10 protein-coding genes and 1 pseudogene are annotated in these 14,458 nt (G+C 63.9%); 6 read left to right on the top strand and 5 right to left on the bottom strand.

Going from position 1 to position 14,458, the window contains the following annotated elements; genetic code table 11:
- Window positions 1–107: 107 nt before the first annotated feature.
- From arcC to G6N36_RS11095, 3 genes and pseudogenes are all read right to left on the bottom strand, one after another.
- Window positions 108–1,013 carry a carbamate kinase gene (arcC, locus tag G6N36_RS11105; protein ID WP_163686558.1) on the bottom strand — a complete coding sequence of 302 codons (906 nt, stop codon included), beginning with the start codon at window positions 1,011–1,013 and terminating at the stop codon, window positions 108–110.
- 17 nt (window positions 1,014–1,030) lie between these two features.
- Window positions 1,031–1,864, bottom strand: a pseudogene (gene argF / locus G6N36_RS11100) (ornithine carbamoyltransferase); the annotation flags it as partial.
- 21 nt (window positions 1,865–1,885) lie between these two features.
- Entirely contained in the window at window positions 1,886–2,557 is a 672-nt protein-coding gene (locus G6N36_RS11095) for a hypothetical protein (protein WP_163686557.1), read from the bottom strand.
- A gap of 522 nt (window positions 2,558–3,079) precedes the next feature.
- On the opposite strand from G6N36_RS11095, the gene G6N36_RS11090 reads away from it, so the two are divergent.
- The 6 genes from G6N36_RS11090 to G6N36_RS11070 are packed head-to-tail and all read left to right on the top strand — an operon-like array spanning window position 3,080 to window position 8,172.
- On the top strand, window positions 3,080–4,654 hold the full coding sequence (locus G6N36_RS11090) for an NAD(P)H-dependent oxidoreductase subunit E (RefSeq protein WP_308205911.1): 1,575 nt from the start codon (window positions 3,080–3,082) through the stop codon (window positions 4,652–4,654).
- A complete protein-coding gene (locus G6N36_RS30220; protein ID WP_308205912.1) occupies window positions 4,585–4,890 on the top strand; it encodes an NADH-ubiquinone oxidoreductase-F iron-sulfur binding region domain-containing protein in 306 nt (101 codons plus the stop codon). The genes G6N36_RS11090 and G6N36_RS30220 overlap by 70 nt, the downstream gene beginning before the upstream one ends.
- A complete protein-coding gene (locus G6N36_RS11085) occupies window positions 4,887–5,603 on the top strand; it encodes a 2Fe-2S iron-sulfur cluster-binding protein (protein WP_163686556.1) in 717 nt (238 codons plus the stop codon). Before G6N36_RS30220 ends, G6N36_RS11085 begins: the two co-directional genes overlap by 4 nt.
- Entirely contained in the window at window positions 5,600–6,217 is a 618-nt protein-coding gene (locus G6N36_RS11080; protein ID WP_163686555.1) for an NADH-quinone oxidoreductase subunit B family protein, read from the top strand. The genes G6N36_RS11085 and G6N36_RS11080 overlap by 4 nt, the downstream gene beginning before the upstream one ends.
- Before the next feature lie 15 nt (window positions 6,218–6,232).
- Complete coding sequence (locus G6N36_RS11075) at window positions 6,233–7,714, top strand: Ni/Fe hydrogenase subunit alpha (protein ID WP_163686554.1); 1,482 nt, start codon at window positions 6,233–6,235, stop codon at window positions 7,712–7,714.
- Window positions 7,711–8,172, top strand: coding sequence for a hydrogenase maturation protease (locus G6N36_RS11070; RefSeq protein ID WP_163686553.1), 462 nt, complete (start codon window positions 7,711–7,713; stop codon window positions 8,170–8,172). Before G6N36_RS11075 ends, G6N36_RS11070 begins: the two co-directional genes overlap by 4 nt.
- Window positions 8,173–8,217: 45 nt before the next feature.
- Here the strand turns inward: G6N36_RS11070 and otsB are convergent, their stop codons facing one another.
- Both otsB and ppsA read right to left on the bottom strand, forming a co-directional pair.
- Window positions 8,218–11,895: a trehalose-phosphatase gene (otsB, locus tag G6N36_RS11065; RefSeq protein WP_163686552.1), complete on the bottom strand. Its 3,678-nt coding sequence runs from the start codon at window positions 11,893–11,895 to the stop codon at window positions 8,218–8,220.
- Window positions 11,892–14,288 (bottom strand): phosphoenolpyruvate synthase, encoded by a 2,397-nt coding sequence (gene ppsA / locus G6N36_RS11060; RefSeq protein WP_163686551.1) that lies wholly within the window; start codon window positions 14,286–14,288, stop codon window positions 11,892–11,894. Before ppsA ends, otsB begins: the two co-directional genes overlap by 4 nt.
- Between the last annotated feature and the right edge of the window lie 170 nt (window positions 14,289–14,458).

Here is a 14,458-nt window from a genome sequence, read left to right as displayed (position 1 = left end):
ATCGCCGGTTGCCCGGCACCACTAACTATCGCACCGTCGGGGTACCCGATCGGAGGGCCGAACGACCCTGGTCGACGGTCGAAGGTCATATCATGCGGTGGCGGTGGTCAGGTCCTCACGCGGGTGCCGGCGTCCCCGGCGATTATTTTCGCGATGTCAGTGAGCGATCCTATGACCGCCTCATTGCCGGTGGATTGCGCGAAGCCGCACGCAGCGTGAGCCTTGGGCCCCATCGATCCCGGTGGGAGGTCGAGAGCGGCCAGCTCTTCGGGGGTTACTCGCCCGAGGCGCGCCTGTCGCGGTGTGCCCCAATCGGTATAGACACCGTCCACGTCGGTGGCGATGACGAGCAGGTCGGCGTCGAGTTGTTCGGCCAGCAGAGCCGAGGCGAGGTCCTTGTCGATGACCGCCTCCACGCCGTGCAGTAAGCCGGCTTCGTCGTACATCGTCGGAATTCCACCCCCGCCCGCGCAGATCACGATGGCGCCCTGCTCCACCAGGCTCCGGATCGATCGAATCTCGAATATTTTCTTGGGTTTTGGGCTGGCGACGACTCGCCGAAACTTATCGCCGTCCGGTGCGATGGCCCAGCCGCTGACGGCCTTGAGGCGCTCCGCGGTTTCCCGGTCATAGACCGGGCCGATTGGTTTGGTGGGATGGGCGAACGCCGGATCGTTGCGGTCGACCTCGATCATCGTCAATAGCGTGGCGAGCGACTGGTCGGCGGGCAGTAGGTTGCCGAGTTCCTGTTCGATGACATAGCCGATCATCGCCTCGGTCTGCGCCCCGAGCACATCGAGGGGATACGGCGCGACCTCGTGATAAGCCGCCGCCTGCAGCGCCAACAACCCAACCTGCGGGCCGTTGCCATGCGCGACGACGATCTCGTTTCCAGGCACCACTTGGGCGATCGCCTCCGCCGCGACACGGATGTTGGCGCGCTGATTCTCCGCGGTCATCGGCTGTCCCCGTCGCAGCAACGCGTTGCCACCCAGGGCGATCACGATTCGCACTGCGGCTCCCTCTTCGCTCAGGCCAGCGCGGACACGAGGACCGCCTTGATCGTGTGCATCCGGTTTTCGGCCTGCTCAAAGGCAATGTTCGCCGCAGACTCGAAGACATCCTCGGTGACCTCGATGCCGTCGGACAGATGCGGATACTGCGAAGCGATTTGCGCACCCACCGCGGTCTCGGAGTTATGGAAGGCGGGCAGGCAGTGCATGAACATCACCCGCGGATTAGCTGCCGCAGTCATCGATTTCGCGTTGACCTGAGAGGGCAGCAGCAGGTCTATCCGATCTCCCCACGTCTCCACCGGCTCGCCCATGGACACCCACACATCTGTGTAGATGAAGTCCACACCGCTCACCGCCTTGAACGGATCGTCGGTGACCATGATCCGAGCCCCGGATGCGGCGCCGAACTCCCGACACTGCGCTACCAGGTCATCGTTCGGCCACAGGTCCGGTGGCGCACCGATGCGCACGTCTATGCCGAGCTTGGCCGCCACCAGCAGCAGCGAATTGGCGACGTTGTTGCGGCCGTCACCGACGAACGCGAAAGCAATGTCGGTCAACGGTTTTGAGCAGTGCTCGGTCATCGTGAGGACGTCGGCGAGCATCTGGGTGGGATGGAACTCATCGGTGAGCCCATTGAACACCGGCACCCCCGCATACTCCGCCAGCTCCTCGACGATCTTCTGTCCCGCACCCCGGTACTCGATCGCGTCGTACATCCGTCCGTGCACGCGGGCGGTGTCCTTCATCGACTCCTTGTGTCCGATCTGCGACGACGCGGGATCTATGTACGCCACGTGGGCGCCCTCGTCGTATGCCGCCACCTCGAACGCGCACCGAGTCCGCGTCGAACTCTTCTCGTGACGAGGCTATCGACATGACTCACGGCGCTGAGAAGGCCTTGGTCCCTGATCATCAGCCTCAAGTTCCACGCCCGATGCGGAGGTGTCGCGTGCTGTGGACCCTTCGGCGTTCGCTGCGATCTGTCGAAGGGTGGCCCGCAGGATGTGGCCGACGAACGGCCGGATCAGGTGCCAGTAACCCAGAAACCGGCGACGAGACTCGGGATCTGTTGTCACCGTGCGACATTCGTAAGTGAGCAGCGTCGCAGAGACGCCGTAGGGCAGCATGGAGAAGTTCGCAGCGATCTTTCCCCAACCAGGTTCGTCGAAACCACGGAAGTCAGCGACCGGCACATCGAGCCACTCGATGGTGGGCTTCCAGAATCTGCCGATGGCGCCGAAAGCGATCTCGCGGTTCGAGCGTTCGCCGAGGAACGTCCAGCCCGGCAGTCCCATGTCCGTGGCGATGACGATCTTGGGCGCGGTTGTCACAGCGTGTCCCGTGAGTCGGGCCGGCAGCCCTCGTATCCACATCGACGCGTCCAGCAGCGGTGAGTGCACGGTGAGCAGGTCGAGTTCGCGTGCCGCGGCGAATGTCGTAGCCGGGCCCGCCGCTACCACCATGTGCTCGGCAATCACGGCGTCGTAGGCGGGCATCGCCGAGTCGATGAGAAGCGGGCCGCAATCAGAGGTGGTCATGAGGTTCATCGTGGACGGACAGGCCGGACCGACCTAGGGTCTATGGTCCCCGACCAGCAGGCAACGACGTCAGGGGCGGAAACGCACGTGGTGCCGGACAAGCACGAAGGGACCATCGCCACTCGCGGGGTGACCTTCGTCGGTAGTGGCCGGCCCCAGCGATCAATAGCGTCGACAGCTGTAACGATTCCACGATGAGAGGTTCTACATGGTCCAGGCAGTTGAATCGCAACGCGCGACATCCCCGAGCGGGCCCTGACCAAAGTCCGACGGCGACAAGCAGTAGATCGCTCGCAAGCCCGCCGCTCCGCGCCGTGGCCACTATCGTGAATGGTGGGACGCTTCGCCGGCCGTCGGGGCAGCGGATTGGTGCCGATATCAGCGGCACCGCTGTTTCTTCGGCGTACCCACGCTGGAGGCTGACGTAACGCGGCGGGTCCGCCCCGGGACATCGGTCGACAGCCGAGAGGAGTTTCAGATGGCGATCGCGTCAATCGGATCCGCACGGGCGAACGCAGATAGATGAACGCAGATATCGACACTGTGCTCCGGCGCTACCGCTACGACGGAACGCGGCTGATCGACATCCTGTGGGATGTCCAACATCTGTACGGCTACATCCCCGCCGAGCATCTGCCGCAGATGGCGATTGGGTTGAATCGGACTCCGTTGGACATCGTCGAGACGGCTTCCTTCTATCACTTCTTCCACAGCACGCCAGCCGGACGCCACCGGATTTACTTGAGCAACACCGTGGTTGCCAAGATGAACGGTTTTCAAGCGGTCTACGATGCGCTCGAGCGCCAGACCGGGGCTCGCTTCGGGGAGACCGACGCGGACGGGATATTCGGTCTTTTCGAAACGCCGTGTATCGGGCTCAGCGATCAGGAACCCGCGATGATGGTCGACAGCGTGGTGTTCACCCGACTGACACCTGACAGCGTCGCGACCATCATCGCGCAGTTGAAAACGGGTAAAACCGCCGCCGATATCGCCAACCCTGAGGGGCTGCCCGACGATGGCATCGCCTACGTCGAGGCTCTGGTGGAGTCCAATGTCCACACGCGGGGCCCCGTGTTCTTCCGCGGCGAGCCGGATTACCAAACGTTGCTCAAGAACTGCCTCGCCGGCACGCCCGAGCAGACGATCGGCGTTGTCAGCGAATCCGGGCTGCGGGGCTACGGCGGTGCAGGGTTTCGAACGGGGTTGAAGTGGCAGTTGTGCAGGGCCGCGCCTGGCGACGAGAAGTACGTCATCTGCAACGCGGATGAGGGGGAGCCGGGCACGTTCAAAGACCGTGCGCTCCTGACCCGATCACCGAAAGACGTGTTCATGGGGATGGTCATCGCGGCCTACGCGATCGGCAGCTCTCACGGAATCGTCTATCTCCGTGCTGAATACGTCTATCTGAAGCGCTATTTGGAAGGCCAGCTTCAGCAACTCCGCGACGACGGATTGCTGGGACGCAGTATCGGCGGGCGATCGGGTTTCGACTTCGACATCCGTATCCAGCTGGGTGCCGGTTCCTACGTCTGTGGTGAAGAGTCTGCGCTGATCGAGTCCTGTGAAGGCAATCGGGGCACCCCCCGGCTGAAACCGCCCTTCCCCGTTCGGGAGGGCTACCTCGGCAAACCGACCAGCGTCAACAACGTCGAGACCTTAGCTGCCGCAACCCGCGTCATGGAAGAAGGCGCCGAATGGTTCCGGCGCATGGGTACCCCCGACTCGGCAGGCGCCCGCCTGTTGAGCGTCGCCGGAGACTGCAATCGTCCGGGAGTTTATGAGGTCGAGTGGGGCATCACCCTCGATGAAGTACTGACCATGGTCGGTGCGGCCGACGCCCGCGCGGTCCAGATCAGCGGGCCATCGGGGAGTGCGTGTCGGTTGCGGCTGATGGCCGACGCCGCATCGCGTACGAGGACATCCCGTGCAACGGAGCAGTCACCATCTTCAATTCCAACCGTGACCTGCTGGACTGCGTCAAGGATTACTCCAAGTTCTTCGCCGACGAATCCTGCGGCATCTGTGTGCCCTGCCGGGCGGGCACCGTGGATCTGCACGGCAAGGTCGAACTCGTCATCGCAGGCAACGCGGTAGTAAAGGATCTCGACGAGGTGGCCCGGTGGGGTGCCCTGGTGCACGCGACCAGTCGGTGCGGCCTCGGGGCGACTGCCGCCAATCCCATCCTGACCACACTCGAGAAGTTCCCCGAGATCTATCGGCAAAGATTGCGCACCGGGGAACACACCCTGTTGGCATCGTTCGACCTCGATGCCGCGCTGGCCGGGCACGAGAAGGCGCGGATCGAACTGCAGTCGGGTGAGACGACATGACCATCGGAATCGAGATCGATGGAGTATCGGTGTCGACCGAGGAGGGCGCAACCCTGGTCGATGTCGCCGCCGACGCCGGTGTGTACATCCCGACACTGTGCTATCTCAGAGACAAGCCGTGCCTGGGGACATGCCGGGTGTGCTCGGTGAAGGTGAACGGCGCTGTGGTCGCGGCGTGTACGGTCGCCGTCTCGGACGGGATGACGGTCGAGGTCGACGAACCGGAAACAGCCGATATGCGAAAGGCGTTGGTAGAACTGCTGTTCACCGAAGGCAACCACAACTGTCCGAGTTGTGAGAAGAGCGGCCGCTGCACGCTGCAGGCGGTCGGTTACGAGCTGGACATGCTGGTGTCGCGCTTTCCGTACCGGTTCCCGGTTCGAGAGCGCGAGCACGCGTCGGAACGGATCTGGCTGGAGCGCGACCGTTGCATCTTCTGCCAGCGCTGCGTGGAATTCGTCCGCGACGAAGCAACCGGCCAGAAGATCTTCAGCATCAGCCACCGCGGCGCCGAGTCCCGGATCGAAGTCGACGCCGAACGTGCCAACGCGATGCCGGCCGAGCAGGTCCGCTATGCCGTCGAGATTTGTCCGGTCGGCGCCATCCTCGAGAAACGGGTCGGATTCGACGTCCCGATCGGCCGACGCAAGTACGAAGTGAAATCTGTCCGCGACCGGGCACTCGACCAAGCAGGCGGATCGGACGCGCCGTGACTGACGAAACCAGATCGGACGAACTCCCCTCGACGCCAGCAGATCCGGCGTTGTCGGCGGCTCGCGAGGGCAAGATCCATGTGGCAATGATCGGTTTGTGTGGCTGCTGGGGATGCACGTTGTCGTTTCTGGACATGGATGAGCGGATCGTTCCGCTCTTGACGAAGGTCACCATCCACCGGTCCTCGCTCACCGATATCAAGAGAATCACCGAGCGTTGCGCAATCGGCTTCATCGAAGGTGGTGTCGCGAATGAGGAGAACATCGAGACGCTGCGACATTTCCGGAACAACTGCGACATTCTGATCTCCGTCGGAGCCTGCGCGGTCTGGGGCGGCGTCCCGGCGATGCGCAATGTCTTCGAGCTGAAGGATTGCTTGGCTGAGGCGTATGTCAACTCGCCGACCGCCGTTCCCGGTGCCGAACCCGTCATCCCCTGCCACCCGGACATCCCCCGAATCACCACCAAGGTCCACCCCTGCCACGAAGTGGTCAAGATGGACTACTTCATCCCCGGCTGTCCACCGGATGCCGACGCCATCTTCACCGTGCTCGAGGATCTGATACATGGTCGTCCAGTTGCGCTGCCCCGCTCGCTCAATCACTACGACTGATCTCGGAGGCTTCGCGTGAGCAGAAAGCTCGTCATCGACCCCGTTACCCGCATCGAGGGCCACGGCAAGGTGACCGTGAACCTCGACGACGACGGCAACGTCGTCGACGCCAGGCTGCATGTCGTCGAGTTCCGCGGTTTCGAGAAGTTCGTTCAGGGCCACCCGTACTGGGAGGCGCCGATGCTGATGCAGCGCATCTGCGGAATCTGCTTCGTCAGTCACCACCTGTCTGGCGCCAAAGTGCTCGACGACATCATCGGCGCCGGCGTGAACTCAGAAGTCGCCATAACGCGCACAGCAGAGAAGATCCGTCGGCTCGGCCATTACGCGCAGATGCTGCAGTCTCATGCGACGGCATACTTCTACTTGGTGGTCCCCGAGATGATGTTCGGGATGGATGCCGCGCCCGAGCAGCGCAATCTTCTCGGTCTCATCGAGGCCGACCCGGCGTTGATGCGAAGAGTGATCATGCTGCGCAAGTGGGGCCAGGAGGTCATCAAGACCGTCTTCGGCAGGAGGATGCACGGCATCAACTCGGTGCCCGGAGGTGTCGACAAGAACTTGAGCCGCGCCGAATGCGACCGTCTGCTCAACGGGGAGGAGGGACTCCCGTCGGTCGACGAGATCATCGACTACGCGCAGGACGGGCTTCAACTGTTCTACGACTTCCATGAAAAGAACCGAAGCGCGGTGGACGGGTTCGCCAACGTTCCCGCCCTCAACATGTCCCTGGTCGACGCCGACGGCAACGTGGACTACTACCACGGCGCCCTGCGTATCGTCGACGAGAACAAGCGCATCGTCGGTGAATTCGATTATCACGACTACCTCGATCACTTTTCGGAAGCCGTCGAAGAGTGGAGCTACATGAAGTTCCCCTTCCTCAAGGACCTCGGCAGGGAGAAGGGCTCGGTCCGGGTGGGCCCGCTTGCGCGGATGAATGTGACCAAGACGCTGTCGACTCCGCGCGCGCAGGAGGCGCTGGAGCGGTTCCACGCCTACACCGGCGGCGCCCCCAACAATATGACGCTGCACACCAACTGGGCGAGGACCATCGAGGTGCTCCACGCCGCGGAAGTGATCGAAGGATTGCTGCGCGACCCCGATCTGCAGAACGAGGATCTCATCGTCACGCCCGCGGCGGGCGCTTGGGTCGGCGAGGGCGTCGGTGTCGTCGAAGCACCTCGCGGCACGTTGCTTCATCACTACCGCGCCGGTCCGGACGGGGACATCACCTTCGCCAATCTCATTGTGGCCACGACACACAACAATCAGGTTCTCAACCGCACGGTGCGCTCGGTGGCCGAGGACTACCTGGTGGGTCGCGGCGAGATCACCGAAGGGATGATGAATGCGATCGAAGTCGGAATCCGTGCCTTCGATCCCTGCCTGAGTTGTGCGACGCACGCCTTCGGCCAGATGCCGCTGATCGTGACGGTCCGCGATGCGGCGGGATTGGTGATCAACGAACGTGTCCGCTCGGGGTCAGGTTCATGAGACTCGACGATTTCGACAACGATTCCTGTCTGATCTATGGCATCGGCAACGTGGGTCGCCAAGATGACGGCTTGGGCTGGGCGTTCGTCGATTGGCTTCAGGCGCTGGGTCTTTGCTCGAGCTCGGAGATGCAGCGGGGCTATCAGCTTCTGCTGGAGGACGCCGAACTGATCAGCAACAAGAAACGGGTGTTGTTCGTCGATTCCACCAAAGAGGCTTCGGTGGAATCGTTCACCTTGGGCCGCCCAACGCCCCGAATGGACTTCACCTTCACGTCGCACGCCATCTCGATCCCCGCCATCATGGCGACCTGCCAGCAGTGTTTTCAGCGGCTGCCGGAGGTGTATGTCCTCGCGATCAGGGGATACGAGTTTGGACTCGCAATGGGGTTGACCCCCGCGGCGCAGCGCAACTTGGACGGTGCGACAGCCCATCTTCGTGGAGAGCATTGGTTGTGACCGGCGACTCGCCGCGGAAACCGTCATTCGATCTGGAATCAGCCATCAGCCGGGGAATCGGACGGTGGTGCCGGGCATCAGCTCGACGACCTTGCCGTGGCACTCCACTTCGATCCCGGCGGCGTTGCGCGGATCAACGCTGATGATCACGCCCTTCCCGCTGACCCGCAGATGCAGGTGCAGGCCGCGGTAGAGGATCGGTATCGCCAGCACGCCAAGGCTTTCCGGCCAATGTGGCGAGAGGATGATGCGGTTGGACCGGGTTTCCAGCCCGGTGAAACACCGCTGCATGAGGTCGACGGTTCCAGCCATGGCCGCCAGATGAATGCCTTCGGATGTGGTGCCGCCCTGGATGTCGGAGACGTCGGCCTTCAGCGCCTGGGTGAAGAACTCCATGGCCCGGTCGCGGTTGGCTCTGGCCAGCACCCAGGTGTGTACGACACCACTGAGCGTCGACCCGTGCGAGGTGCGGGCCAGGTAGTAGTCCACCATCTTCGGTACCTGCTCCGGGGTGAAGCGGTAACCGAGCCGGGTGAGCAGCTCACGCAGCTCGTCTGCCGACAGCAGGTACAGCAACATCAGCGCGTCGGCTTGCTTGGACGCTTTATAGCGGTTCACGTCGTCGTGCTCGGCCTCCAGGATGCGGTCCAGCCGTTGGATGTTCCCGTACTGGCTGCGCAGGCGGTCCCAATCCAGATCCGCCAAGTCGCCATAGCCCTCGAACTGGCTGATCACACCGTCGTGGAACGGGACGAACATCCGTCGGCTGACGTCGTTCCAGTGCGCGAGCTCGGCACTGCTGAGGCCCAGAGTCTCCATCAGATCCAGGCGGTTCGGCAGCGGCAACAGGTTCAGTGCGTCGATGGCGCGCATGATGACCCAGACCGCCATGACGTTGGTGTAGGCGTTGTTGTCGATGCCGTTGTAGGGAGCGTCGGGATAGCCGGAATGGAACTCGTCGGGGCCGATGACGCCCTTGATGCTGAAGCGTGCGCGCTCGTCGTCGTAGGTGGCCAAGCTGACGAAGAACCGCGCGATCTCGGCCAGCAGTTCCGCGCCGTAGTCGATCAGGTAGGCGAGGTCGCCGGTGACCTGATAGAACTTCCAGGCGTTGTAGCCGACCGCGATGCCGATGTGGTGCGCGCGGGCGCTGGCGTCCGGGTTCCAGTGGCCGCTGCGCGGATTCAGGTGCAGCCGTTGACTTTCCTCGCGACCGTCGCTGCCGGACTGCCAGGGAAACATCGCCCCGGTATGGCCCGCCGCGCGGGCGGCGTGCCTGGCTTCCGGCAAGCGCCGGTAGCGGTAGCCGAGCAGGGACCGGGTGACCGTCGGAATCCGCAGGTTGAGTACCGGGAAGATGAACAACTCGTCCCAGAAGATGTGGCCGCGATACGCCTCACCATGCAGTCCGCGGGCCGGCACGCCGGCGTCGAGGTCGGCGGTGTTCGGTGAGACCGTCTGCAGCAGGTGCAGCAGATGCAACCGCAGAATCCGCACTTCGTCGGTGAAGTCGTCGAATTCGATGGACAACCTCTCCCACAGATGCGTCCAGGCGGTTCGATGCCCGTCGAGCAGTTCGGCGAAGCCGCCGAGCCTGCCGACCCACCGCTGCGCGTCGACACCGGGTTCGGAGGTAGCCACGTCCCGGCCGGTGTAGACGGTCACGACCTTCTCGATCGTCACCGACTCTCCGGCCGACAGCTGGACAGCGATGTCGTGACCGATCTCGGCGTCGAGAGTGAACAGCTGAAATGTCGCGGGGACGGGTTCACCGTCGCGCAGCGCGGCGTTTCGCGCGGCCATGGCGACGGGGATGTGGGACTGGTTGGTCTGGACGGTCAGCAGGACCGAGTTGTTCGAGATTTCGCGGGTGACCGGCGACCCGAGATGCTCGCTGGCCAGGTCCCTGTATCGCTCGACGAGGGAGTTCGTCACGTTGCCGTCCACGGTCGAGCGGAATTCGATTGTCCCCGACCAGTCCTCGGCGACGATCGTCGTCTCGAGGGCGCCGACGTGGGGCAGGTGCATCGCCACGAACCGTCGTTGCCTCAGGGAGCTCGTCCGGCCTGCGTCGTCGCGGAAGCGCACCTCCCGATGCAGCACCGCCCCGCGAATATCGAGCCTCTGCCGGTACGACAGCACGGTGACCGCGTCGATGTCGAACCAACTGCCGCCGTCGATGCGGAAGGTCAACGACACCCAGTTGGGCAGATTGACCAGGCTTTCGTTGTCGATCTCGGTTCCCGACACGTTGTCGACGAGCCGGTTGAACACCCCGGCCGCGTAGGTGCCCGGGTAGTGCACCTGCCCGGCCTTCGACTCGGGCGCGGCTCCCCGGGTGGCGAAGTACCCGTTTCCCAACGTGCACAGGGCCTCACGGAGCTTTTCGTTTGTCGGGTCGTAGCCGTCGAAGACGTAATCCCACGCCTCACCTGAGACCTGGTGCTTGTAGGCCAGCCACTGCGACCCGCGCTGCATGAACTCGCGCACCTGATCCGGACTCTGCAGGGTGAAGTGCGCAGCTGTCTTGCGGTCGCCGTCCTCATCGTGTCCGACGACGATCCCGATGCCGTCGAACTTGACCGCGTCGAAGGCGTCCTCGTCGGTCAGGTCATCGCCGATGTAGATCGGCAGCAGCGAGCCGGCGGCGTCGATCTGGTCGCGGATCCACGCCAAGGTGGTGCCCTTGTCCCAGTCGAGGTCGGGCCGCAACTCTACGAGCATTCGCCCACCTGTCACCCGCAGGCCCGCCCTGCCCCCGATTTGATGTGCGGCAGAAACGATCTCACCGACTCGATCCGGCTCCACCTCTCGGTAGTGGACCGCGACGGCAAAACGCTTGTGCTCGACGCGTACTCCCGGAATCTTGTCCAGGTCCTGGCTCAGTTCCGCGGCGGCGCGCTCGAGGACTGGGACGAACTCGGCAGCAGCCTCATTGCAATGGTAGGCGCCGTCGGGCGACGTCAACTCGAAGCCGTGGCTGCCTGCGTACCAGACGCCGGGAACGCCTACCCGGCTGCGGACGTCCGCGAGGTCGCGACCGCTCAGGATGGCCACGGGACACACCTTGGCGACGAGCTCCAACGCCTCGGCGGCGCCGTCGACGAGCCTGGCCTCCGCGGGATCCGAGACGATGGGGGACAGCGTGCCGTCGTAGTCCAGGAACAGCATCGACTCGCGTGCGCTGGTGATGCCGATCAACTGACCGTAGGACGCCAGCGCATTCGGGAGTTCGGAGATCCGCTTGTCACCGGTTCGGACGGCGACGTCGTCCAGGTCGGCGAGCACGACGTCGGCGCCGCGGCGGGACAATTCGTCGGCGCGTCCGGTGCCGTGGATACCGATGACGAGCCCGAAGCCCCCGTCGCGTCCTGCGGCCACGCCTTCGGGGGAACTCTCGATGACGACACACCGTTGAGGTCGCACACCGAGTCGACGCGCAGACTCCAAAAGAACCGTGGGGTCGGGGTTCTCCGCCGTCCCGCGTTCGCCTGCGACGCCGTCGATGCAGACCTCGAACAGATCGTCGATCCCGGCGGCCTTCAGGGCCTGCTGGCATTGCGGGCTCGACGAATAGGCCGCCGCGGCCATGCCGATGCCCTGCAATTTGCGCGCCAGTTCCACCGTCGCCCCGAAGAGCGGCGCGTCGGTGGTCAGGGCTCCGTCGAGGTCGAAGAGCACCGCGTCGTGACGACGCGGGTCGATGGTGATCGGCAGCTTCACGGCGCGGGGACCAGCTGTCGTTCCAACTCCAGGACCCGGCGGGTGGTCTTCACCACGGTGTCGGGATTCAAGCTCATCGAGTCGATGCCGAGCCGGACCAGGAAGTCGGCCATGTCCGGATAGTCCGACGGGGCCTGTCCGCACAGCCCGGAGTGAATCCCGTTGCGGCGGCAGCCTTCGACGGCCAACCGGATCATCTCCTTGACGCCGTCGTCGCGTTCGTCGTAGTCGAAGGCGACCATCTCGCTGTCCCGGTCGACGCCGAGCGTCAACTGGGTCAGGTCGTTGGAACCGATGGAGAAGCCATCGAAGCGCTTGGCGAATTCGTCGATCAGGATCACGTTGTTCGGGATCTCGCACATCGCGTACACCTTGAGCCCGTTCTCGCCTCGCCGCAGGCCCAGTTCCGCCATCGTCTGCAGGACTAGGTCGGCCTCGGCGATGCGGCGGACAAACGGGAGCATGATGATGACATTGGTCAAGCCCATGTCATCGCGAACCCGTTGCATTGCGCGGCATTCCAGTGCAAAGCCCTCGGCGTAGGCCGGATGCGCATAGCGGGAGGCGCCGCGGAAGCCGATCATCGGGTTGCTTTCGGACGGCTCGAAGCTCTGCCCGCCGACGAGGCTGGCGTACTCGTTGGACTTGAAGTCCGACATCCGCACTACCACGGGCTTGGGCCAGAAGGCGGCGGCGATGGTGCCGATTCCCTCGGAGAGCCGTTCGACGAAGAACGCCCTGCCATCGGTGTAACCCTGAGTGAGTTGATCGATGGTCTGGCGTGCGTCTAGGTCGTCCACCTTCTCCGGGTGCAGTAGGGCGAGCGGGTGCACCCGGATGTATTCGCTGATGATGAACTCCATGCGGGCCAGTCCCACGCCGTCGTTCGGTAGGAACGACGTTTTGAACGCGAGGTCGGGGTTGCCGAGATTGAGCATGATCTGCGTTCGGGGCCGCGCCAGGTCGCCGACTTCGGTGCGGTCCAGATGGAAACCCACAGCGCCCTCGTATACCCGGCCGGTATCGCCCTCGGCGCAGGACACCGTCACCATCTGGCCGTCGGGTACGGAGGTGGTCGCGTCACCGGTGCCCACCACAGCCGGGATGCCGAGTTCGCGGGCGATGATCGATGCGTGGCAGGTGCGGCCGCCGCGGTTGGTGACGATCGCCGCGGCGGTCTTCATGACCGGCTCCCAATCGGGTGTGGTGGTGTCGGCAATCAGCACCTCGCCGGGCTTGAATGCCGCTAGCTGCGCTAGGTTCTCGACCCTTCTTGCCGCACCCGAGGCGATCCTTTCGCCCACCGAGCGGCCCTCGGTGATGATCTCGCCCTTGCCCTCGAGCACGTAGGTTTCCAGTGCGGTCACGCTGTGCTGAGAGGCCACCGTTTCAGGTCGGGCCTGGACGATGTAGAGCTTTCCGTCGAGACCGTCCTTGGCCCACTCGATGTCCATCGGCCTGCCGTAGTGCGCCTCGATGGAGCAGGCATAGCCGGCCAGCTCCAACACGTCGGCATCGGTGAGGCAGAACCGGGTGCGGTCGGCCTTCGGGGTCGGGATGTTCCTCGTGGTGTTCTTGGTCTCGCCATCGACGAGGATCATCTTCACGGCCTTGTCGCCGCGCAGGCGCCGGAGGACGGTGCGGTAGCCGGCGAGATACGTCGGCTTGTGGACGTAGAACTCGTCTGGGTCGACGGCGCCCTGCACCACGTTCTCGCCGAGGCCGTAGGCGCCGGTGATGAAGACGGTGTCGCGGAATCCCGATTCGGTGTCCAGCGAGAACATCACTCCGGATGACGCGATGTCGGAGCGCACCATCTTCATCACGCCGATCGAGAGCGAGACCTTGAAATGGTCAAAGCCCTGGTCAATTCGGTAGTGAATCGCCCGGTCGGTGAACAGGCTGGCGAAACACCGTCGGCAGGTGTCGAGGAGACTCTGCTCGCCCTTGATGTTGAGATACGAATCCTGCTGTCCAGCGAAGCTGGCGGTCGGTAGGTCCTCGGCAGTCGCCGAACTGCGCACCGCAAGGCTGACCTCCTCGCCGTATTCCCGCTGCAGAGCGCGGTATCCCTCAAGGATCGCGGCAGCCAGATCGTCGGGTAGTCCGGCGCCGTAGACGATCTCCCGGGCGCGCTTGGCTTTACGCGCCAGCGCGGCGACGTCGGCCGGGTCGATGTCGTCGAGTTCAGCGTGCAGGCGGCCCCACGCCCCGGCCTCGTCCAGCATGTGGCGATAGGCGGCAGCGGTGATGGCGAATCCGTGCGGAACGCGCACACCCTGTGTGGAGAGCTTCTGGAACATCTCGCCGAGTGAGGCGTTCTTGCCGCCGACGAGCGGCACATCATCGATGCCCATGTCTTCGAAAAAGCGAACGTATTCAGATGTACCCATGACGTGTCCTCTCGTCGCACGGCACCACTGCCGCCCACGTGCCCAACCTCCCACTTCGGTAGGTGTGGACACAGGGCCGAAGGTCACTCGAGTGGGTGACGCTACGACGTGACGCGACCCCCAAAGGTCCAATGCAAAACGGAGATTCATCGTGGCAATCAGGCAGTGCG

The sequence above is a fragment of the Mycolicibacterium gadium genome, from assembly GCF_010728925.1.
GTDB classification, from domain to species: Bacteria; Actinomycetota; Actinomycetes; order Mycobacteriales; family Mycobacteriaceae; genus Mycobacterium; species Mycobacterium gadium.
The sequence above is the reverse complement of the archived record's forward strand: the minus strand, read 5'-3'. Positions and strand labels throughout refer to the sequence as shown.